This window comes from Chelatococcus sp. GCM10030263 (assembly GCF_042666455.1).
In the GTDB taxonomy this organism is placed as follows: Bacteria; Pseudomonadota; Alphaproteobacteria; order Rhizobiales; family Beijerinckiaceae; genus Chelatococcus.
On the sequence record NZ_JBHTDB010000002.1, the window covers coordinates 905,935 to 927,211 of the forward strand.

Annotated in this window: 21 protein-coding genes; 13 read left to right on the plus strand and 8 right to left on the minus strand. The window is 62.7% G+C overall.

Going from position 1 to position 21,277, the window contains the following annotated elements; all coding sequences use genetic code 11:
• Positions 1-22: 22 nt before the first annotated feature.
• The 5 genes from ACFQU1_RS04115 (at position 23) to arr (ending at position 3,980) form a co-directional block, all read left to right on the plus strand.
• Positions 23-409: a hypothetical protein gene (locus ACFQU1_RS04115; protein WP_378129492.1), complete on the plus strand. Its 387-nt coding sequence runs from the start codon at positions 23-25 to the stop codon at positions 407-409.
• Positions 402-1,208, plus strand: a complete 807-nt coding sequence (locus tag ACFQU1_RS04120) for an alpha/beta fold hydrolase (RefSeq protein WP_378129494.1) — start codon at positions 402-404, stop codon at positions 1,206-1,208. Before ACFQU1_RS04115 ends, ACFQU1_RS04120 begins: the two co-directional genes overlap by 8 nt.
• Positions 1,209-1,258: 50 nt before the next feature.
• Positions 1,259-2,320 (plus strand): ABC transporter ATP-binding protein, encoded by a 1,062-nt coding sequence (locus tag ACFQU1_RS04125; protein WP_378129496.1) that lies wholly within the window; start codon positions 1,259-1,261, stop codon positions 2,318-2,320.
• 31 nt (positions 2,321-2,351) lie between these two features.
• A complete protein-coding gene (locus tag ACFQU1_RS04130; RefSeq protein WP_378129498.1) occupies positions 2,352-3,143 on the plus strand; it encodes a GntR family transcriptional regulator in 792 nt (263 codons plus the stop codon).
• Between the two features lie 423 nt (positions 3,144-3,566).
• On the plus strand, positions 3,567-3,980 hold the full coding sequence (arr, locus tag ACFQU1_RS04135; protein ID WP_378129500.1) for an NAD(+)--rifampin ADP-ribosyltransferase: 414 nt from the start codon (positions 3,567-3,569) through the stop codon (positions 3,978-3,980).
• 201 nt (positions 3,981-4,181) lie between these two features.
• Here arr and ACFQU1_RS04140 read toward each other — a convergent pair whose 3' ends face one another.
• Entirely contained in the window at positions 4,182-5,117 is a 936-nt protein-coding gene (locus tag ACFQU1_RS04140; RefSeq protein ID WP_378129770.1) for a LysR family transcriptional regulator, read from the minus strand.
• Between the two features lie 81 nt (positions 5,118-5,198).
• On the opposite strand from ACFQU1_RS04140, the gene ACFQU1_RS04145 reads away from it, so the two are divergent.
• Positions 5,199-6,074 (plus strand): aldo/keto reductase family oxidoreductase, encoded by an 876-nt coding sequence (locus ACFQU1_RS04145; RefSeq protein WP_378129502.1) that lies wholly within the window; start codon positions 5,199-5,201, stop codon positions 6,072-6,074.
• Positions 6,075-6,270: 196 nt separating this feature from the next.
• Positions 6,271-6,981, plus strand: coding sequence for a glutathione S-transferase family protein (locus tag ACFQU1_RS04150; protein ID WP_378129504.1), 711 nt, complete (start codon positions 6,271-6,273; stop codon positions 6,979-6,981).
• A gap of 104 nt (positions 6,982-7,085) precedes the next feature.
• On the opposite strand, the gene ACFQU1_RS04155 is transcribed toward ACFQU1_RS04150, so the two are convergent.
• From ACFQU1_RS04155 to gloA, 6 genes are all read right to left on the minus strand, one after another.
• Complete coding sequence (locus tag ACFQU1_RS04155) at positions 7,086-7,403, minus strand: hypothetical protein (protein ID WP_378129506.1); 318 nt, start codon at positions 7,401-7,403, stop codon at positions 7,086-7,088.
• Between the two features lie 286 nt (positions 7,404-7,689).
• Positions 7,690-7,986: an MliC family protein gene (locus ACFQU1_RS04160; RefSeq protein WP_378129508.1), complete on the minus strand. Its 297-nt coding sequence runs from the start codon at positions 7,984-7,986 to the stop codon at positions 7,690-7,692.
• A gap of 115 nt (positions 7,987-8,101) precedes the next feature.
• On the minus strand, positions 8,102-9,055 hold the full coding sequence (locus ACFQU1_RS04165) for a hypothetical protein (RefSeq protein WP_378129510.1): 954 nt from the start codon (positions 9,053-9,055) through the stop codon (positions 8,102-8,104).
• Positions 9,056-9,137: 82 nt separating this feature from the next.
• A complete protein-coding gene (locus ACFQU1_RS04170) occupies positions 9,138-10,265 on the minus strand; it encodes an iron-containing alcohol dehydrogenase (protein ID WP_378129772.1) in 1,128 nt (375 codons plus the stop codon).
• A gap of 165 nt (positions 10,266-10,430) precedes the next feature.
• Positions 10,431-11,150 carry a ribonuclease activity regulator RraA gene (locus tag ACFQU1_RS04175; RefSeq protein WP_378129512.1) on the minus strand — a complete coding sequence of 240 codons (720 nt, stop codon included), beginning with the start codon at positions 11,148-11,150 and terminating at the stop codon, positions 10,431-10,433.
• A 134-nt stretch (positions 11,151-11,284) separates the two neighbouring features.
• Positions 11,285-11,734, minus strand: coding sequence for a lactoylglutathione lyase (gene gloA / locus ACFQU1_RS04180; RefSeq protein ID WP_378129514.1), 450 nt, complete (start codon positions 11,732-11,734; stop codon positions 11,285-11,287).
• A 547-nt stretch (positions 11,735-12,281) separates the two neighbouring features.
• On the opposite strand from gloA, the gene ACFQU1_RS04185 reads away from it, so the two are divergent.
• From ACFQU1_RS04185 to ACFQU1_RS04205, 5 genes are all read left to right on the plus strand, one after another.
• Positions 12,282-13,544 carry an ABC transporter substrate-binding protein gene (locus ACFQU1_RS04185; protein ID WP_378129517.1) on the plus strand — a complete coding sequence of 421 codons (1,263 nt, stop codon included), beginning with the start codon at positions 12,282-12,284 and terminating at the stop codon, positions 13,542-13,544.
• A 74-nt stretch (positions 13,545-13,618) separates the two neighbouring features.
• Positions 13,619-14,470, plus strand: coding sequence for a carbohydrate ABC transporter permease (locus ACFQU1_RS04190; protein ID WP_378129519.1), 852 nt, complete (start codon positions 13,619-13,621; stop codon positions 14,468-14,470).
• Positions 14,471-14,475: 5 nt separating this feature from the next.
• Positions 14,476-15,303, plus strand: a complete 828-nt coding sequence (locus ACFQU1_RS04195) for a carbohydrate ABC transporter permease (RefSeq protein WP_378129521.1) — start codon at positions 14,476-14,478, stop codon at positions 15,301-15,303.
• A gap of 64 nt (positions 15,304-15,367) precedes the next feature.
• The gene (locus tag ACFQU1_RS04200) at positions 15,368-16,525 is read left to right on the plus strand and encodes a mandelate racemase/muconate lactonizing enzyme family protein (RefSeq protein WP_378129523.1); all 1,158 of its coding nucleotides are present in this window, start codon (positions 15,368-15,370) and stop codon (positions 16,523-16,525) included.
• Positions 16,526-16,615: 90 nt separating this feature from the next.
• Positions 16,616-17,395, plus strand: coding sequence for an IclR family transcriptional regulator (locus ACFQU1_RS04205; protein WP_378129525.1), 780 nt, complete (start codon positions 16,616-16,618; stop codon positions 17,393-17,395).
• Between the two features lie 616 nt (positions 17,396-18,011).
• On the opposite strand, the gene ACFQU1_RS04210 is transcribed toward ACFQU1_RS04205, so the two are convergent.
• Complete coding sequence (locus ACFQU1_RS04210) at positions 18,012-20,117, minus strand: DUF4214 domain-containing protein (protein WP_378129527.1); 2,106 nt, start codon at positions 20,115-20,117, stop codon at positions 18,012-18,014.
• Between the two features lie 338 nt (positions 20,118-20,455).
• On the opposite strand from ACFQU1_RS04210, the gene ACFQU1_RS04215 reads away from it, so the two are divergent.
• Positions 20,456-21,265 carry a class I SAM-dependent methyltransferase gene (locus ACFQU1_RS04215; RefSeq protein WP_378129529.1) on the plus strand — a complete coding sequence of 270 codons (810 nt, stop codon included), beginning with the start codon at positions 20,456-20,458 and terminating at the stop codon, positions 21,263-21,265.
• Positions 21,266-21,277: the final 12 nt, after the last annotated feature.

Sequence of the window (21,277 nt, forward strand, 5' to 3'; positions counted from 1 at the left end):
ACCGGCTCCATCGGGGAATGGAATGGACATCTCGGGCGCAAGTTTTTGGGACGCGCTCATCGCGGCGGCGGCTGAGGATGCGGACCTGCGCATCAAATCCGCTCACGCCCGCGCCTGCGCCTTCGCCGTCAGGATCGACGATGCGCAGCACCTCCTGGAATTCCATCGGGGCGTCCTGGCGCGCTTGGAGGGAAGGGACCTGACCGGGGTTGGCTTCTCCATCAGCGGGCCGAAAGGCGAGTGGGAGAAGGTGATTACTGGCTCCATCCCCTATGCCAGGGCCATCAACGTCTTCCACGGGCGGCTGCGGGTCGAAGGCGATGCGCTCTCCGCCATGTGGATGACGCCGGCGCTCTGGCAGCTCTGGCGCGTGTCGGCCCGGCTCACCGGAGGCATCGCACATGACTGAGATCGTCGGGCGCTATGTCGAGGTGCGCGGGCGCCAGGCCTATTACGAGGCATGCGGCGAGGGGCCGGCCATCGTCGCCATCCACACGGCGGGACGGGAGGGCCGCCAGTGGCACGGCGTCATGCAGGCTCTCGCCGGCCGCTACCGCGTGATCGTCCCCGACCTTCCCGGACATGGCAAAAGCTGGCCGCTCACGGGCAATGCCTGCCTCCAGGATGCCCACGACATCGCGCAATGGCTGCGGGACTTCGCGGCGTGCGCGGTCGGGGACAGATTCATCATCACGGGATGCTCCCTCGGCGGGAACCTGTCGCTGCTTCTGGCGGCCGTTGCGCCCGAGGTGCGCGGAGTGGTTTCCCTGCAAGGGTGCGACCACACGCCGACCTTCACCGAGACCGCGCTCGATCTGATGACCCATCCCCAGGTGAGCCTGATGCACGGGAACATGGATTTCTCCATGAGCCTTGTGGGCTTCGGTTCGACGCCCGAGGGCCGGGCTTTCTCGGAATGGGGCGTCCTGTCCATCATCCCCGTGGCCCAGCAGGGCGACCTGCGCGCCTATGGCCGCTGCGACATCCGCTCGCTGATGGACAAGGTGAAGGTGCCGGTGCTCCTCGCCCACGGGTCGGAAGACTGGCTGGCCTCGCGCGAGATGGTGGAGGCGACCCAGAGCCGCCTCGTCAACGCGCCCCTGCTGCGCATGATGCCGCTGCCCAGGCTCGGCCATTTCCCGCACCTCGAAGATCCGGGCCGCGTGGCCAACATGATGCTCACTTTCTTCGACGAGGCGGGGCTGTGATGCCGCAGGGCGCCGAAATCCTTCCCGTCGCATAACGAACAGGTCTCTCCATGGCACCCGTGCTGATCGATCAAGTGAAGAAGGCGTACGGCTCCACCGCTGTGCTTCACGGCGTCTCCATCGACATCGCCGATGGCGAGTTCGTCGTGCTTGTCGGTCCCTCCGGCTGCGGCAAGTCCACGCTTCTGCGCACGATCGCGGGCCTGGAGAACATCACCGGCGGGCGGATGATGATCGGCAACCGTGTCATCAACGACGTGCCGCCGAAGGAGCGGGACATCGCCATGGTGTTCCAGAATTACGCGCTCTATCCGCACATGACGGTGGGCGCGAACATGGGCTTCTCTCTGAAGCTGCGGAGGGTGCCGAAGAGTGAGACCGAGGCCCGAGTGAAGCGGGCGGCGGAGATCCTCGACCTCTCGCATCTTCTGGAGCGGTTTCCGCGCCAGCTCTCCGGCGGCCAGCGCCAGCGCGTCGCCATGGGCCGGGCGATCGTGCGCGACCCGCAGGTGTTCCTGTTCGACGAGCCGCTCTCCAACCTCGACGCGAAGCTGCGCGTGCAGATGCGCACCGAGATCAAGGAGCTGCATCAGCGGCTGAAGACCACCACGGTCTACGTCACCCACGACCAGATCGAGGCCATGACCATGGCTGACAAGATCGTCGTCATGCATGACGGCGTGGTGGAGCAGATTGGCGCGCCGCTGGATCTTTACGACCGGCCCGCCAACCAGTTCGTCGCCGGCTTCATCGGCTCCCCCTCCATGAACTTCATCAAAGGGAAGATCGAGAGGGACGGCTTCAAGGCGGACAGCGGAATTGTCCTGCCCATGAAGACGGCGCCGGAGAGCGAGATCGGCAGGTCCGCCGTCTACGGCATCCGGCCGGAGCACTTCCGGGCGCGTGAGGGTGGTCTCGCCATGGAAGTGGCGGTGGTGGAGCCGACCGGCTCCGAGACCCTCGTCATCATGCGGTCGTCGGGGGAAGAAATGACCTGCGTGTTCCGCGAGCGCGTGCTTCCAAAGCCGGGTCAGATTATCGAGGTACAACCGGACACCGATCTGGTGCATCTCTTCGACATGAAGAGCGGGCAAAGATTGCATTTTTCATGAACGCGACCGCGCGTTCGCATCAGGGCGAACTATGACATCCAACGCTCCCGCCGACTCGGATTTCTATGCCGGGCAGGATCTGTTCGAAGGGCGCAGGCCGCGCTCGCTGACGTCCGCGATCTTCGACCGGCTGCGGACCGATATCCTCACCTGCCGGCTGACGCCGGGGGAGAAACTGCCCGTCGCCGCTCTCGCTCAAGCTTTTAATGTCAGCCTCGCGGCGGTGCGTGAGGCGCTCTCCCGCTTGGTTGCCGACGGCCTCGTGCTCGCGGAGGATCAGCGCGGCTTCCGGGTGAGCCCCATATCGGAGGCCGACCTCGAGGACCTGACCCGCACCCGGATCGAGATCGAGGCCCTGGCTCTGCGCAAGTCCCTGGAAGAGGGCGGCGACGCCTGGATCGCAGATGTGCGAAAGGCGTGGGACGACTTGCGCAACGTCGACTACATGGACCCCGCCGATCCGACACGTCACAACGAGAATTGGAACCTGCTGCATGACAGGTTCCACCGCACCCTGACCCAGGCCTGCGGCATGGTCTGGCTGCTCCGCTTCCGCGATTCCCTCCACGAGCAGAGCGAGCGTTACCGGCGTCTCGCGCGCCCCGCCGGCCTCTTCACGCGCGATCCCTATTCCGAGCACGAGAACATCGCCAAAGCCGTTTTCTGTCGTGATGTCGACACGGCGGCGCTCCTTCTGAAGGAGCATTTTACCAAGACCATGGAACTAGTCCGCGCAGCCGGAAAGGCAGAGAATTCAAGATTCCATCTCCCCGTAAATTCGGAATTGCCAGAAAGGAAGCGACGCAAACCGATGCGGGAATGATAGAAATACAGATTCTTAGTGTTAGCCGTGGAATTTTATAGCCGGACGATACAATAATATATATTCAACATCATATAATATCCTGTCCGTGTTGGATGGGATAATTTAATTCTTTCTAGAAGATGCTGTCCGGGCCTAAACTTACGTTGCTGTCCCGGTCGAGCTTCACATCCGCGTCGCACGTCTTTCCAAAAATGCATTTCCTCCTGGCGATGCCGGTGATCGGATGGATCGCGGGAACCAGAGTACTGATCATCCAGAAATTTCAACGAGAGACGAAATGAGAACTGACGTATTCTTGTAGCCGTGAACAGATTAAGAAGATGCTGACCGCACTTGACGAGTGCGGGTCCGCAAGACGTGCGTCGAAGCCTCTCGCAGCCGATCAATATCCTCGCTTCATATAAAGGGAGCGGCAAGCCTGTGTCAGCGATTGCCAGCATGTTTTCACAATCGTTCTTCCACGGAACCAAGGCCGATCTGAATCCCGGAGACCTGATCGTCGTGGGCTATCAGTCCAATTTTGCCGAAGCCAAGCCGCTATCTTGGGTATATTTTACCGGCACGCTGGATGCCGCGATCTGGGGCGCTGAGTTGGCCGTCGGCAGTGGGCGAGAACGGATTTATGTCGTGGAGCCAACCGGGCCGATCGAGGACGATCCCAACCTGACGGATAAAAAGTTTCCCGGAAACCCGACGCTGTCCTATCGCTCCCGCGACCCAGTGCGAGTCATCGCCGAAGTGACGAAGTGGCAAGGGCACCCGCCTGAACAGCTACAGCAAATGAAGGACGGTCTCGCCCGTTTGAAAGCGGAGGGTGCCAATATCATCGATTAACGTAATTGCAGAACGGCGGCTTCCTGCGTGAACCCCTCGCTACGCTCCACCGGTTTAAGTCATTTGCTCGTAGCTCTATTTAAGAGGGGTATTAAGGGGAATAGCTCAAACATAGCTGTCCGTTTCGTCGCTCTCCGCTCGCCAGACATCCTCGTATAGCGTCGGTGGCAGCATTCCGGCAGCGCGCCGTGCGACCCCTCATTATTCCACCGCCGCCCGCAGGGGGGTATCGTGTGGCCGAGCCTTGATGAAATCGATGAACGCCCGCAGCGGTGCGGGCGCGAGGCGATGGCCCGGATAATAGAGGAACGGCCCCGAGAATCGCTGCCACCACGGCTCGAGGACGCGCTCGAGCGCGCCGCGATCGAAATAGGGGCGGAGCCAATCCTCGAACAACGACACGATTCCGATGCCGGCGACGGCTGCTTCGACGACGAGGTCCGCGCCCCCGCCGGCCACCACGGTCAGCGGTGCCGGCGGATCGACCCGCACGACCTCGCCGTCGCGTTCGAACTCCCACGGCGCCATCGTGCGCTTCGCGAAGCGGGTGCGCAGGCACGCGTGGCCCAACAGATCGCGGGGGTGCTCCGGCCGGCCGTGGGTGTCGAGATAGGCCGGCGACGCGGCGGTCGCGAAACGCTGCTCGCGCGGCCCGATCGGCACTGCGATCATGTCCTGCTCCAGCCGCTCCTCGTAACGGATGCCTGCGTCGCAGCCGGCGGCAAGCACGTCAACGAAGCTTTCCTCGGTGATCACCTCCAGCCGGATATCGGGATAAGTGGCGAGGAAAGGCGGCACGATCGCGGGCAGCACCAGCCGAGCCGCACTGACTGGCACATTGAGCCTGAGGGTGCCCGCTGGCCTGTCACGGAAGCGATTGACCACGTCGAGGGCAGCTTCCATCTCGGTCAGGGCCGGGCCGAGCCGCTCCAAAAGGTCTTTGCCGACTTCGGTGGGGACGGTGCTGCGGGTCGTGCGGTTGAGCAGTCTGACCCCGAGTTGAGCTTCGAGCCGCCGCACCGCCTCGCTCAAGCCCGAGGCGCTCATGCCGCTCGCGCGCGCGCCCTCGCGAAATCCGCCGGCGCGCGCCACGGCTACGAAAGCATTGAGATCACTCAGTCGACTTGCGCTGTTCATGATGCCGCACAACCTGTACGGATTGTACTGGATTATCGCGCGCTCCGGCAACGCCTATCTGTGCTGCAGAGGAGATCGATCATGACCAATATCGACAAGTCCGGCACATTTATTCTCGGCGATCGCACCGTGAAGCGGCTCGGTTATGGAGCCATGCAACTGGCGGGGCCGGGGGTATTCGGCCCGCCCAAGGATCACGATGCTGCCTTGGCCGTGCTGCGCGCTGCGGTGGCGAGCGGCGTGAAACACATCGACACCAGCGACTTCTATGGGCCTCACGTCACTAACCGGCTGATCCACGAGGCGCTTGCGCCCTATCCCGACGATCTCGTCATCGTCACCAAAATCGGCGCCCGGCGCGGTGCCGACGCATCCTGGATCCCAGCCTTTTCAGCGGAAGAGCTGACCCAGGCGGTGCATGACAACCTGCGCAATCTCGGGCTCGATGCCCTGGAGGTGGTCAACCTCCGCATCATGTTCGGTGTGCACGGCCCCGCCGAAGGGTCGATCGAGGCGCCGCTCACCGTCCTGGCCGAGCTTCAGCGGCAGGGCTTGGTGCGTCATATCGGGCTGAGCAACGTCACCCCTACGCAGATCGCCGAAGGACGCAGGATCGCCAAGATCGTCTGCGTGCAGAACCAGTACAATCTGGCGCATCGGGCTGATGACGCCCTGATCGACGATCTCGCCCGCGACGGCATTGCCTATGTGCCGTTCTTTCCGCTCGGCGGCTTCAATCCGCTGCAGTCGTCCAGCTTATCCCACGTTGCCCAGCGCCTCGGGGCGACGCCGATGCAAGTCGCGCTCGCCTGGCTGCTTCGCCGCGCGCCCAACATCCTGTTGATCCCTGGCACCTCGTCCATTGGACATTTGCGCGAGAATCTCGCGGCGGTCGAACTCGATCTGCCGGACGAAGCGATTGCGGCGCTGGATGGCGTTTCGGCAAGCACCGTCTGATTGAGCCAGTCACCGCGTGCTCCCTGCACGCGGCCTCCGGCGATGCTGGTGTTCGACCATGTCGGTCCCACGTGCAACTGTTGCGCACCCTAGCGCTCGACTGATGGCATGCCGGCCGATCGACAGTGGCATCTCCCAGTCCTCCGGATGACCGGCCGATCAGAGTAGGTTACGCTGCGCCCGGCTCGGAGGCCCCATGATCACCCTTTATTCCTACCCTGAACTCTTCGGCGTCGCCGACAACAACGGCTACGGTCTCAAGGTATTTGCGTTCCTCAAACTGACCGGCGTGCCGTTCATCCATCAGCATGTCTTCGACGCTTCGGCGGCGCCGCGCGGGCAACTGCCCTATATCGTCGATGACGGAGAGACAATCGGCGACAGTGGCGCGATCATCGCGCATCTGATCGAAAGAAATGGTCTGTCGATCGACGCCGGGCTGATTCAGGCGCAGCGCGATACCGGCCATCTCATCACGCGCATGCTCGATGATCTCTACTGGGTCATGTCTTATTCGAGATGGAAGGACGAGCAATTCTGGCCGGCCTTCCGCGACGCCTTGCTGCGGCAGCATCCCAGTTTGACGGAAGAGAACCTGCGCAAGGCCAAAGAATTCAATTCTCAGCGCTATCACTACCAGGGCATTGGCCGCTTTGCCCCCGCAGCCGCCTATGCGCGCGGGACCGAGGATCTCCAGGTGCTAGCCAATCTCATCCCGGAGGACACGTTCCTGTATGGCCCGAAGCCGACCAGCATCGACGCGGCCATCTACGGCTTCATTGCCAATGTCTACTTCTACCCCATCGATACGCCGCTCAAACAATTCGTCACCTCGCACGCCAATCTCGTCCGTCATTGCCGTGCAATCCATGCCGCAATCGGAGGCTCTCACGCGGCAACCGCCTGAGAGCATGCGCGGGCCTTGCCAAGCCAACGGTACACGGCGACCCGCTTCGCGGCATGAGCCGCGCCGGTGCCGCCGTGTGCCGAGAGTGTTTCAAGCGCAGCTGATCAGCAGCGGCGGACTTGCCGGTAGACCACACGGCCGTTCGGGCGCACGATACGCTGGCGAACGGTCCGGCAGCCGCCGCGATAACCGCGATAGGCCCGGCCATAGGCAGGAACGCCGCAGCGCCGAACGGTGCGATAGACGACGCGGCCGTTCGGCCGGACGGTGCGAATGCGCCGGGTGACGCAAGCCGCCTCTTGGATCATGGGATTGGCATTGTGAAACTGCTGCCACTGAACGGGAGCGGCCTCAGCTTGCGGGGCATGGCCAAAGACGAGCAGGATCGCCGCGGCGATTGCCGCCAGGATGGGAAAACGCATCATAGGGTCCTTTCTAAGCTGACCTATGCCATAACGGCATACCGGCGAGTGCAGTTCCGGAACACGCCGATCTTCGTCAGCGAACTCCTGAGACACGCCCGACGCTAGGCGAAATGCGACGGCAGGGCGATAGCTCATTGTAAGCCACTCGCCTCCCTAGAGTTTCGGCGTTGCCGGCCGACGCGGAGGCAGGGCCAAGTCCGCGGCGATTCGATTGCGGTGGTGTATGCGACGGTCACAATAGCCGGGCGGACACAAAAAAAGCGGGGCGCCAGCGTGTAGGGGGTTAGTCGGCCTTGCATTCAGTGGCCGCTCGTGACCCGTTCGTCCAGGTTGCCAGAGTGCCCTTGCCGCGCAGCCCCGATTTCTGGTTCGTGTACCAGAAACCGTCCGCCGCCATTTGCTGCGTGAGCGTCGCCGCCCCGGCGGTGCCCTTCACGCTGACGCGCGCCATGTTGCGGGCAAAGTCGACATGGAGCTCCGTGCCGTCCCGGCAGGTATAGGTCGCGGTGACCGCGGCTGCCGGAGCCGTGGAGAGGCCGAGCACGACGGCGACGGCGGGTATGACAGCGTGCTTGTACATCGACTGGTCCTCTCGGCTTCACGTCCCTGATCTTTCTATCCCGAGCTGAGCCCGAGCGGGACGGAAGCGCAAGCCGGAATTCGCGAGCGGCGAGCCCGCGCCTGAACCACTGGTCTCAGGCGTCCTCGAAGAACTGCGACCGGCGCGTGTCGGCATAGGTCCGGAAGCCCTCGCTTGCATCGAGCCGCGCGATGATCTCGGCGTCGGGCGCGCGGGTGCCGTCGAGCGCCGTTACTACATTGGCCCTCAGCTGCTCGGCATTGTCCACGCCGACGATGATCGTATCCGGACGCTGGTGCACGACCCAGGCGAGCGCGGCGGCTGCCAGACGCGCCCGATCCGTCAGGCCGATGCTGTCGCCGATGGTGAAGAGCTCGCTCTTGAAGAAGACCTCGCGCGCAATGACGCCGAGCCCGAGCTCCCGTGCCCGTGGCACGACCGCGCGCAAGCCGGCCTGCTCGCCGAGACTGAGGTCGAGATTAACGGCGTCGAAGGCGCCGGAATTGAGCTCTGCGAGATAGAGCCTTTCGCCGGAAAAGGAATCGGCGACCGCAAAGCGGATCAGGCCCTCGCGTCGCAACCGCGCCAGGTTGTCGGCGAGACGCGGAAGATAATCGGGTGTCTCGTCGATGGAATGCTTCAGCAGACCGATGTTGAGAAAATCGATCGTCTCACGGCGAAGGAGCCCAAGCGAGCGGACTACCTCCGCGCGCATGAGCGCGAAATCGAGCATCTTGCGATTTCCGGGGTCGTAGCCGTAGCACATGCCCTCCGGTCGGGTTTGCACATAGACCGGAAAGGGCGGCGGCATCTCGGCCAGATTGCGGCCGAGCGCCTCCTTTTCCGAATCGATGGTGACATCGAAATAGTTGATGCCGAGATCGTAAGCCGCCTTCAGGACCTCGCGCCGCCGCGGACCGCCGAAGCCGGGCGCGATGAAGCCCGGCGTCACCGCCTTGGCCATGTCCTCGTTGAAGCCGCGCGAGCGGCCGTCGCCGAGATATTCATGGCCGCCGAGAGCGATCTGCGAGACCTCGATGCCGGTCTTGCCGAATGGAACGTAACGCATGAGTTCGGATCTCTCCTGAGCGCAAACAGTCCTTCGCTGCCGGGGCGCAAGGATTACGCAGACGAAGCGGTGGCGTCGGCCGCTACAGCGCCTCGCGCAGCAGGCGCCGATAGTCATCGGCATTGGCCGCCTTCGGATTGGTGGCGTTGGTATGATCCTTGGCTGCAAGCTCGGCGGTTCGGTCGAGCACGCCTTCGGTGACGCCCATGGCCGAGAGGCTCGCCGGCATGTCGAGCCGGCGGTTGAGGTCCTCGATGGTGCGGGCGAGGTCGGCATCCTCGGGCAAACCGAGCGCTGCGAGAATGCGCGGATATTTGTGGCCGACCGCATCGGCATTGAAGCGCAGCACCGTCGGCAGCAGCACCGCGTTCAAGGTGCCGTGGTGCAGCGACAAATTCTCCAGGCCACCGAGCGCATGGCTCATGGCATGGACGGCGCCGAGCCCCTTCTGGAAGGCGAGCGCGCCCTCGAGCGCCGCCATCATCATGTTCCAGCGCGCGCCGCGGTCCTGGCCGTCCTGGGTTGCGCGTTCGAGCGAGGCGCCACAACGCGCGAGCCCGTCGAGCGCGATGGCATCGGCCGGCGGATTGACGGCATTGGCGAGATAGGTCTCGACGCAATGGGTGAGCGCGTCCATGCCGGTGGCGGCGGTGAGCTTCGGCGGCAGGCCCAGCGTGAGCTCGGGATCGCAGATCGCCATTTTCGGGAAGAGATAGGGGCTGACGAGGCCGAGCTTGCGCCCGTCGTCGAGGATGACGATGGCCGCCCGGCCGACCTCGGCGCCGGTGCCCGCCGTCGTCGGCACGGCGATAACCGGCGGCATATCGGCCGTGATGCGCGCGATGCCGCCTTCGACGGCGGCATATTGGCCGAGCGGGCCGTCATGGGTCGCCATGAGCGCGCAGGCCTTGGCGAGATCGATAGGCGAGCCGCCGCCGATCGCCACGATGCCGTCGCATCGATTGTCGCGGAAGAGCTGCAGGGCCGCCCGCGCGGCGCGCTCGGTGGGGTTGGTTGGCGTGTCTTCGAAGATTGCCGCCGCCGGCATCTTCATGGCCGCCTCGGCCCGATCGACGAGGCCCACGGCACGCACGCCGCGATCGGTGACGATCATCGGCCTGGCGATGCCGAAGCTCTGCAGGGCGCCGGCCAGTTCCATGATCGCGCCGAAGTCGAATTTGACGGTCGTCAGATAGGATATGGTCGCCACAGCCATGCCGGTTTCCTCGTGAGTGAGCACGATCGGCTTGCCGACGATCGTGCTTCAAGTCGTGTTCTGGGGATATGCTGGCGATATCCCCGCCCGCCGAGATCCATAACTCACCCGCAAGGACGATGTAAGCGGGCAGAGGCCGGGCGTCCGAGCCGGCTCCGGCTAATTGGGTTGCGACGCCAGCCAGGCCCGATACATCGAAAGATGCGCTTCATCGGGCGGATAGCGGCCCCGGATGCCGCCGCCTTCCTCGACCTTTTGCCGTACCCATGCGTCGAGCCGTTCTTTTTCGAGCGCCTGCTCCACCACCTCGGCGACGAGATGGGAGGGAATGACGACAACACCGTCCTCGTCGGCGACGACGAAGTCGCCCGGGAAGACCACCGTGCCGCCGCAACTGATCGGCAGCTGTATGTCGATGGCCATCAGCGAAACGGGGCTCGGCGGTGCCGCAGGACCGGCGCAGAAGATCGGCAGCCCCATCATGCGCAACTCCTTGACGTCCCGCATGCCGCCATCCGCGACCACGCCCGCGATGCCGCGCTCGATGAGGCAGGCGGTGAGCACGTCGCCGATGCCGCCCACCGCACTATTGCCCTGCATGTCCATGACAAAGACATCGCCGGGGGCGATCTCTTCGGTTGCCTTGAGCATGACGCTGTTCGGATTACCGAGATCGGTGGCGACGTTGAGGTCCTCGCGCTGCGGCACATAGCGCAGCGTGAAGGCCGGGCCGGCAAAGCGGCAGTTGTCTTCCCTGAGGGGCCGTATATGGGAGATGGCGCGCGACCGCATTCCGTATTTCTTGTAGAGAATGCCGGAGACGGTCGCGCTTGGAACCTGCTTGAGCAGATCCAGCGTCTTCTGATCGAGAGTGGCCATTTGATATCGTCCTTTGCTCGACTGATCCGTCTGCGCGAATGCTCGCGGCGAGCTCGTCGCCACGGGCGTCCTGCGCGAAACGTGAATCCACAGAGCCTCGGGCTGCCGGAAGCAGCCGCGGGCAGGGGGCTGGCTTATTGACGCGACCGTCTAGCCTCGCCATAGGCGCCGGTGCCGACGTCGATCAGCTCGATGCGATAGCCATCCGGGTCGTCGACGAAGGCTATATGCAGCGTTCCGAATTTCACCGGCCCCGGCTCGCGGACGATTGTCACGCCGTCCGTCCGCAAGCGCTCGCAAACGCCTTTGATGTCGTGTACGCCGATCGCGAGATGGCCAAAGCCCGTGCCGCGTTCGTAGCTCTCCACGTCGTAATTATAGGTGAGCTCGATGATCGGATCGGTGAATTCGGACCCGTAGCCCACGAACACATTGGTATACTTGCCCTCGGGAACGTCTTCTCGCCGGAGAACCTTCATGCCGAAGTGGCGGCAGTAGAAGTCGATCGACCGTTCGAGATCGCCGACACGCACCATCACATGCATGAGCCTATAGCCGCGCGTAGCGGCATCGGACGTCGTCATTGCCAACCCCTTGAGTCGCGGGCAGACGGCATCGCCCGGCCGTCGCCGGACCGCCTCACCCCCTGAAACGAAAGCGTGATCCGCACACCTCCCGCTCGAGCCGCTGCGCGAGCCTCAGATCAGTTTATATTTGAACAGATCATTGGGGCTCGACTCTGTCGCGCTTGGGGAGTTCTGTCAATGAACTTCATCGCGGGAGACCGGCAAGAACGCATATCAGGTCTGCAGAGATCTCGGAAACATGAGCCAAATGTGAGCTTTGCTCTCCCGATTGCGACGTATTGACAGCTCATTCGGGAGTGGTCAGTATAGCAGTCAACAAAGCAAGACTGTTCACATATGAACAGATCGGCGGTGTGCCGGATGGGAGTGAGGCGTGGCGTCGATGCAGCACGTGCGAAGTCCGGGTGAAGACCGTTGCGCTTCGTTCTCGGCTGCGCGGGGCCTGCGTGCCGGGCTTGGTCGCCTTGGTTGTCGTTTCGCCAAGGCGAGGGTTGCGCTTCCATGGCCGCGGAACTGCTCGATAACAACCAACGGGAGGATACGCATGTCGAATGAAGGCGCGGCTTTTCGCCGATACAGTCTCCTGGCTGCGACAATCGCGGGTGGCCTGTTCATCGCCCATGCCGCTGTGGCAGCCGAAGTCAATTTCTGGGTGACGGAGCCCGGAAAGGAGCGGGCCATCAAGCTGGTCAAGGAGTTCGAGGCGGCGAATCCGGATATCAAGGTCAATCTGCAGAGCAATCCTTATGGAGGCCTGCAGGGCAAGGTTCACGTCGCATTGCGATCCGGTATTCCGCCTGACCTCGTCGAGGTGCAGACCTCCTGGCTCAGCCCTTATGTGGCGACGGGCAAGCTCGAGGACGTGACGGAGGTTATCACCAACAAGATTCCGGTGAGCGATTTCATCGAGGCGCCAATCAGGAACTCGACCTTCGACGGCAAGATCTATTCCCTGCCGTTTCAAGCCGAGTCGCTCGCCATGCTCTACCGCAAAGACCTCTACCGGGAGGCGGGGCTCGATCCGGAGAAGCCACCGGCCACATGGCCGGCCTTCATCGAAGCCGCCAAGAAGCTCACCCGCACACGCGCCAATGGCCAGGCGACCTTCGGCTACGGCATCGCCGGGGGTGGGCCCGAAGGAGAGGGCAATGTTCTCTATCGCGCGCTTCCCTATATGTGGATGAACGGCGGCGGTATTCTTTCCGACGACTACAAGAAGGTAGTCGTCAACAGCCCCGCGAGCGTTGCGGCTGTTGATTTCTACACGTCCATGTATACGACGCTGAAGGTCGCGCCGCCTTCGACCTTGGAAAACGACGGTCTGGCGCTGCGCCGCCTGTTCATGGCCGGGACCATCGCGCAATATCAGGGCACGCCGACCGAGATCGAGCGCCTCGACAAGGATGCGCCGGGGCTCGATTATGGCGTCGCCATCATGCCGCATCCCGAAGGAAAGCAGACGGCGGCGCTCCTCGGTGGCTGGGGCTTCATTCTGCCGAAGGAAGCGAAAAACAAGGAAGCCGCCAGGACGTTGCTGGCCTTCCTGGCAAATCCGGAAAGAATAGGCTTCTATACGCGCACCTTTCCGACGGTGAAGGCGGCGCTCGATCTTCCCCGCTTTGCCGATCCGCGCCTCACGGCGTTCAAGGAAATGCTGAACTACGCCCGTCCGCAGCCGCCGATAGACAGCTGGGCGCGCATCACCAGCATCTTCTATCGCAATATACAGGAGATCTTGGTCGGTGGATCCACGCCTCAGCAGGCGATGGATAAAGCCGCCGAGGATATTTCGGCGCTCGTCAAGTAATGGGCACGAAGGCGCTTTCCGCTGCTCCTGCCGACGTGCGGGCGCGTCCCCTCGCCAAGATCGTGAGGGCCCTGATGCTTCGAGCGCAGGGCTTTCTATTCGCGCTTCCCGCCCTTCTGCTCCTGGCGATCTTCATCGTCTATCCGATGATTTCGACCGTCCTGATGAGCGTGACGGATGCCAGTGGCGGTTTCACGGGACTCGAGAACTACACGTCGATGGTGACCTCCAGTACGACGTCGCGCGCCTTCACCAACACGATCTTCTATGTCGGGCTGTCGATCATCTTTCAGATGGCCCTCGGCACCGCAGTCGGTATCGTCCTGAATGAGACTTTCTGGGGGCGGGCGCTGGTGCGCTCGCTCATGCTCATCCCTTGGCTCATCCCCGGCATCGTCGCCGCCATGACCTGGGCCTGGATGTTCAACACCGATTTCGGGATCATCAATTATGCCCTGATGCAACTCGGGGTCATAGCCCACCCCGTGGGCTGGCTGACGAACCCGTCGACGGTGCTGCCGGCGCTCACGGCGGTCAATATCTGGAAGATGTTTCCCTTCGTCTCCATCATGGTTCTGGCCGGCCTGCAGGCCATTCCCGTTTCGCTCTATGAGGCGGCGCGCGTCGATGGCGCCAATTGGTGGCACGAGATCCGTTACATCACCCTGCCGGGCCTCAAGACGATCTTGAGTTCCATTACGTTGCTGCTGCTCATTGCCGGCGTGAATTCCATCACCATCATCTATGCGACGACGAAGGGAGGTCCCGCGGACCGCTCGCTGATCACCTCGATCCAGATCTATGTCGAGGCCTTCCAGCATTTTGATTTCAATCGGTCGAGCGCCCTGTCGGTTATGTTCTTTTTGATCACCACGGTGTTTATCGTGGCCTACATCCGCAATTCTTCGCGCCAGCAACTAGGATGACGACTATGAAGGCGGGCTCGCGCAGCATCTGGATCTACGGGCCGGTGGCGATCATCGTCTTCATCACGGTCTTCCCCTTCCTCTGGATGACGGTGTCGTCGTTCAAGCTGCAAGTCGAGCTCTATAGCCTGCCGCCGACATGGCTGCCGGAGATGCCGACATGGCAGAATTTCTCCAAGGTGCTCTTCGAATCGAACATCCCGCGCTACTTCGTCAACAGCTGTATCGTCTCGATCGGATCGACGGCGCTTGCCCTCGTCTTCGCCATTCCTGCCGCCTACGGCTTTGCCCGCTTTAGCTTCCGGGGAAAATCTCTGTGGCAGGTCTTCGTGCTCGTCTCTCATCTTCTGCCGACGGCGGCCTTGATCGTGCCGCTTTATGTGCTTCTCGGCGCGATCCAACAGCTGAACACGCTGGTCGGCCTCATTCTGGTTTATCTCGTGCTGACGTTACCCCTCAGCATCTGGATGCTGACGGGCTATTTCAAGAGCATCCCGGTCGAGCTCGAAGAGGCGGCGATCATCGACGGCGCTTCCCGCTTCGGCGTGCTCATGCGCATCATGTTGCCGCTGTCGCTGCCCGGCATCGTGGTGATCGTGCTTTACGCCTTTGTCGCCACCTGGAACGAGTTCATCTTCGCCTTGAGCTTCGCCACCGACGTGCGGGTGAAGACCCTGCCGATCGGGCTCGCCGAATTCTCGACGGAATACGACACGGACTGGGGGGCGATCATGGCGGCGTCGGTCATCATGACACTGCCGATTGCGGCGCTCTTCTTTGGACTGCAGCGGCTCTTCGTCGGCGGGTTGATGTCCGGTGCGATGAAGGGCTGACCCGCTTTCCAGCAGATTTCTCATCGGGGCTTGCGGCCCCGTCCACCGTCCTGGAGACCGAACGATGAAGATCTCGAAGCTGACGCCTTGGTTGGTGCGGGCGGAAGGCACCTACTGGGGGGAGTTTCTCTTCGTTCAGGTGGAGACGGACGAAGGCGTGACCGGCTGGGGCGAGGTGACATCCTCCTCGCATCTCGCCAACCGGGCGGTAGCCGGCATGATCCGCCAGCTCAACGATCTCCTCATTGGCGAAGATCCGTCCGAGATCGAGCGCCTCTGGCACAGGATCTTTCGCCAGTACACCTACATGGGCAGTCGCGGCGCCACGAGCCACAGCATCAGCGGCATCGACATCGCGCTGTGGGATATTCGCGGAAAGGTGCTCGGCCGGCCGGTCTATGACCTCCTCGGCGGCAAGCTGCGCGACGAGATCCTGCTTTACACCCACCCCGATCAGACGAAATTCACCGACAAGGAAGGCGTGGTCGCCGAGGTGACCGCGCTCGTCGAGTCCGGCCACACGGCGTTGAAGTTCGACCCCTTCCCGCATCTCGGCGGGCTGGCGCAGCGTCGGCGCGGCTATCTCGACGGCGAGCTTCCGCGCAAGGCCGAGCGCATGGCGGCCGAGCTCACGGCGCTCATTCGCGAGACGGTCGGGCCGGACGTCGAGATCCTGATCGACGCGCACGGCCGTTTCAATGTGCCGACCGCTATCCGCCTCTGCCGCACGCTGGAGGACGCCGGCGATATCGACTGGTTCGAGGAGCCGGTGCCGGTCGAGAGCTACCATGCGCTGAGGCAGGTGCGCGAGAAGGTCAATACGGCCATAGCCGTCGGCGAGCGCCTGCATACGCGCTGGGAATTCGTACAGATCTTCGAGAATGAGCTCGCCGATTACATCATGCCGGACGTCACCTGGACGGGCGGCATCACCGAATTCAAGAAGATCTCGACTATGGCGGAGGCTTATTACCTGCCGATTTCGCCCCATGACGCGGCCGGGCCGATCAATGTGGTCGCCGGCGCGCATGTCATGATGACCGTGCCCAATTTTTACCGGCTGGAAACAGCCCATTACGACCTTTCCAGCTACAACCGCTTCATTACGACGCCGCTCGACGACAAGGGCGACCAGCTCCGGCTTTCGGAGGCACCGGGGCTCGGCATCGAGATGGATATGGACTTTCTGCGCGGCAATGTCATAGACGGCTTCGGCGGCTGAGAGGCTGTCTGGGCCTATTCATCGTCTCGACGATTGTCGAGAAGGGGCTATTCCGCGGTGGCAATCGTAATGGTGGTAGACGGTAAGGACATGCCCCAGTCCGATCAGTTGGATGACAATCTCGAAAAAAACCGGGTGCCAGCCATCGATCGCATGATGGACATGCTCGAGCTGGTGGAGCGCCGGCTGGAGGGCGCAACTATCCGCGAACTCAGCGAGACCTTGGGCCTGCCTCGCTCCACGGTCTACCGTATCCTGAACACGCTGGAGCTGAGGGGCATGGTCCGCCGCAGCGTGGTCGGCACCTATATGCTGGGGCCGCGGCTTCTCGCCTTCGCGACCAATGTTGCCGACGCGGGCGGCTATGAGATCGCCGATATTGCCGCCTCGCATCTGGAGCAGCTGTCGGAGGCGACCGGCGAAGCGAGCAAGATCTCTGTCCGTGACGGCGATGGCGTCCTGGTCGTCGGCCGTGCGCGCGGGCCACGCGAATATAGCCTTTCCATCAAGGCGGGCCGCCGGTTGCCCTTCCACGCGGGTGCGGCGAGCAAGGTGCTGCTCGCGCATCTCGAAAAGGGTGAGATCGACCGGCTCATCGCTGGCGAACTCACGGCTTATACGACCCGCACCGTCACCGACCCGAAAAAGCTCGTGGCCGAACTGCGCAAGATCAGGCGCCAGGGCTGGGGCTTCGATAATGGCGAATATTCCAACGGCGTCTATGCCTATGCCGCGCCGGTGCGCAACCGGGTCGGTAAGGTCGTGGCGGCCGTCTCCGTGCCTTTCTTGAACGAACCGGACATGGAGCGCCGGGAGCGGCTAAGGCTCGCGGTCATCGCCGCAGCCGAGGCGATCTCCGCTGACCTCTGAGGACCGTCTCACGCCGCAGATGTGACTGCCGCCGGCTGGAACATTCGCTGGCGGGCTTGAGTTTCACCCCGGTCCAAGCGCGCCGGCGCCATTGCCGGCATTGCTGCGCTTCGGCCATCAGGGAGACCCACCATGCGATATCCACTGCTGATCGGAGCCGTGCTCGTTTTTGCCACCAGCGCGGCCTGGGCCCAGGACAGATCCCGCGACTATGATGATGACCATAACTCCGCCTGGAGCGATCGAGACTCCTCCGATCGCGGCTGGAGCGAAGGACGCGGTGACCGTATGGGCGATCGGATGGGATATGCTCATCGATATCACGATCGGCGTTCGGGAGCGGCCAGCTTCTATGTGCGCAGCGGCGACACCCGGCTCGCCGTGCGCTGCGATCAGCGGGAATCCATGCGCTCTTGCGTCGACACGGCCTTGATGGTCCTCGACCGTGTTCGCACACAGGCCGGCGCCGCGCCTTCCGCGGAGCCCGCAGCCCCGCCGGCAACCAGCCCGCCTGCGCAGCCGCGCTGAAGGGGGCGGGACGAGCCGATAAGGCGGATCAGTCAAAAAGAAAGGGGAGGCCTAAGCCTCCCCTTTGCCGTTCGGACAACTGAGACCCTCACACGGGGTCGTTGACATGGACCTGGATATGGTTCGCCAACAGTTGCACGCCGCTTTGGTCGTAGGCGGTCAAAACGATATCGAAATCGCCGCCGCCGTAGCCATAAGGCTGGATGCCGGCCATATGCGGGTCCGTGTCGATCGCGTCTTTCAGGAAGTCGAAGCCGAAATTGACTGAATTCTGTGAGACATGCGGGTTCAGGCCGTCCTCATCTGCGATGAGAGGGTCTGTACCCAGCAGCCAAGGCGTGCTGCCGGCCGCCCCGCCCAGGTCGAAGGTGAGATAGTCCGTTCCCTGCGTGGGGTCGACGTCGATCTTGAGCTGGAAGTGATAGTCGTCCAGCGTCTCGCTGCGACCGTTCAGCCCGGTGAGGGCTGCAAAGTCGAAATTCCATGCCGCGCGACCTAGGTTGTCACCGTGCATGCCGTGCACGCCATCCTGCTGGTGGCCTGCATCGACCGTATAACGCGTCACGCCGTTCTCATCTGTGACGCCGGGAACGACCTCGGCGCTCGTCCGGTAATGAACCTTCAAATCGAGCTCGATCCCGAGGCCGTCATGCCGCGCCACATCGTAATGGTCAGGCATGTTGCCGTCGCCGAAGAGCATTTCGCCGCCCGATGTACCCGATGGATCGACCGTCGCGCCATGGGTCAAGGAGACGTAGTCCGGCCGTGCGATGCCGTGATCCCAATCATAGGCTAGGACGGCGCGATGGGCCTGTACGTCGCTCGCAATCCCTGAATAGACCGGGCGGTTTTCAACCCAATCCGGCATCAGATCTCTCAGCTGAGCGGCCGTATCGGGGTCGAATTTGCGGATATCGATGCCGGCGTCACCGCCGTTCGCCAGCAGATTGTCGTGCAGCGACTGATCGCGGCCGGTGCCGAATTTGGCTGTGAATTCGGTCAGCGGTGCGCCGCCGTCTTCGAGGTAATGCGCATATTCGGCCGCCAGCTTGATGAAGGCGATATTGACAGCTTTCGCGGCCGCGCCGAGCGTGTCCTCGCCAAGGATGGCTTGGCCGAGATGGGTGCTGTCGCTATAGCCGTGGCCATTGGCGGTGTCGTTGTTAAAGAGGGCGAGATTGCCGTTCGGAAGCCCGGCCAGAAAGGTGTAGAGGTGATCGAGAGCCCCCCATTTGGCGATGATGGCATCGCCTTCGGTCCCGTTGACCTCGAGATGCACGCCCTCACCGATCGCGATCCCGGCCAGATCGACATTGGTGCTGGCACGGCCGCTGGCCGAGGCCTCGGTGAAGGTCACGCCGGTCAGATTGATCGTACCCTGGCCGGTGACCGCATGGAGCGGCAAGCCCGCGCCGAGGAGCTGGGCATCGACCTCGATGGCAGCCCCCGCGTCGAGATGAACCGTATGCACGCCCAATAAGTCGATCAGATTGAAGGTGCTGTGCCGGTTGTCCAGTGTCACGACGAGCTGCGGGCCATCGATTTGGAAGTGGTAGGCGCCGGCCATGGTGAAATGGAGGGTGCCGTTCTCCAATGTGGCGATCGGGGCGACCAGCGGAGCATGCGGCTGGTCGAGAATGCCGTCGGCCGCATCCTGGACGATGTCGCGGAGATTGGCCTCGCCGACCGTCTTGAACTCTTCGGATGTGAGGAAGGCCTTGGCGATCTGGTCTCCGGCGAGCTTGCCCGCGGCGAGTTGCTCGGTCCAGTACTGCAGTCCGCCCGCATCCGGCTCGCGCCCGAGAAGGTTCTGGTAGAAGAGCTTGACCAGCTCCTGCGGCGGCAGGTCGGGGCCGCTATCCGGATGTTGGATATGGAACTCGTCGGATCTGACGAAGGTCTTCACCAGCTCATCGAAGCTGATCTCGCCGCTGCGGTATCGCGCCGACCAATAGGTCAATCCCTCCGCGTCGGGTGCCCGGCCGAAGGCAGCCTGATAGAGCGCTACAAGCGGCAGGGTCAGGTCGTGCAGCTTGTGGTATTCATCGCTGTTCAGAAAGTCGGCTCTGATGTGGTCGAGCGGATTTCCGGATTGGTAGCGACCGATCCAATAGTCAACTTCGCTTTCAGAAGGCGTGCGAAGTAGAAGACTTTCATAAAAATCAATGACCTGCAATCTTGCACTATCTGACACCGTCAGCCCCCATCATATGCATGGACGCTTTCCGCGCCCGCCGCACCCTAGTTGCGTTAACGTGCAAATTCAACCGTGGTAGCGTATGTAATTAACCATACAACGTGTCGGTGAAAAAATTACCCGATGGATTTCCGGGGGATGGCAGCGTATATTACCTCACGCAACCCGACGGTTTGGTCCGTGTACAGAATTAACTATTCAAACTAGAGGGGTTTCGTCGGTCCGACGGCCTTCGGTTGCGGGAGTGGCCCATGGGGTTGGCCGGGTGAGGCTGAGAGGCCTCTCGTCCGCCTTCAGATGGCGCCGCTCGATGGTGCTGTTCCGGGAGGGGAAGCATGACGGACAAGCTCTTCGGGGGTGCGATCCCCGAAATCTACGATCGCCTCTTGGTCCCGCTCATCTTCGAGGTCTATGCGGCCGATCTCGCCGAACGCGTGGCCGCGCTGAAGCCGCAGCGCGTGTTGGAATTGGCCGCCGGGACGGGGGCGCTTTCACGCGCCATGGCGTTGCGGCTTTCGCCGGCCACGCGGATCCTTTCGACCGACCTCAACCAGCCCATGCTCGATCGCGCCGCCGCGCGCCAGAACGGCGATGGCCGCATCGCATGGCAGCAGGCCGATGCTCTTGCGCTGCCGCTCGAAGATCAAAGAATAGATCTCGTCGCCTGCCAGTTCGGCGTGATGTTCTTCCCCGACAAGGTGAAAGGCTATCGGGAGGCTTATCGGGTCTTGCGGCCCGGTGGTCATTACATCTTCAACGTCTGGGACCGGATCGAGGAGAACGACTTTCCCCGCTGCATTACTGCAGCCTTGCAGGCTGTCTTTCCGGACGATCCGCCGCGCTTCATGGCGGCAATCCCGCATGGCTATTTCGATACCGGCAGGATCCGGGACGAGTTGACAACCGCCGGCTTCACCGAGATCGCGACCGAGACGGTCGCTCACAAGAGCCGCGCGAAATCCGCCGATGACGTGGCGATCGCCTTCTGCCAGGGCACGCCGCTGCGCAACGAGATTCTGGCACGGGATCCTGATGGTCTCCACAGGGCGACGGAGGCTTCAGCCCAAGCGCTGCGGCGGGAATTTGGAAGCGGTGCGATCGAGGGCCGTATCAGCGCCCATGTGATTTCCGCCACCCGGCCGTAACATCGACGGATC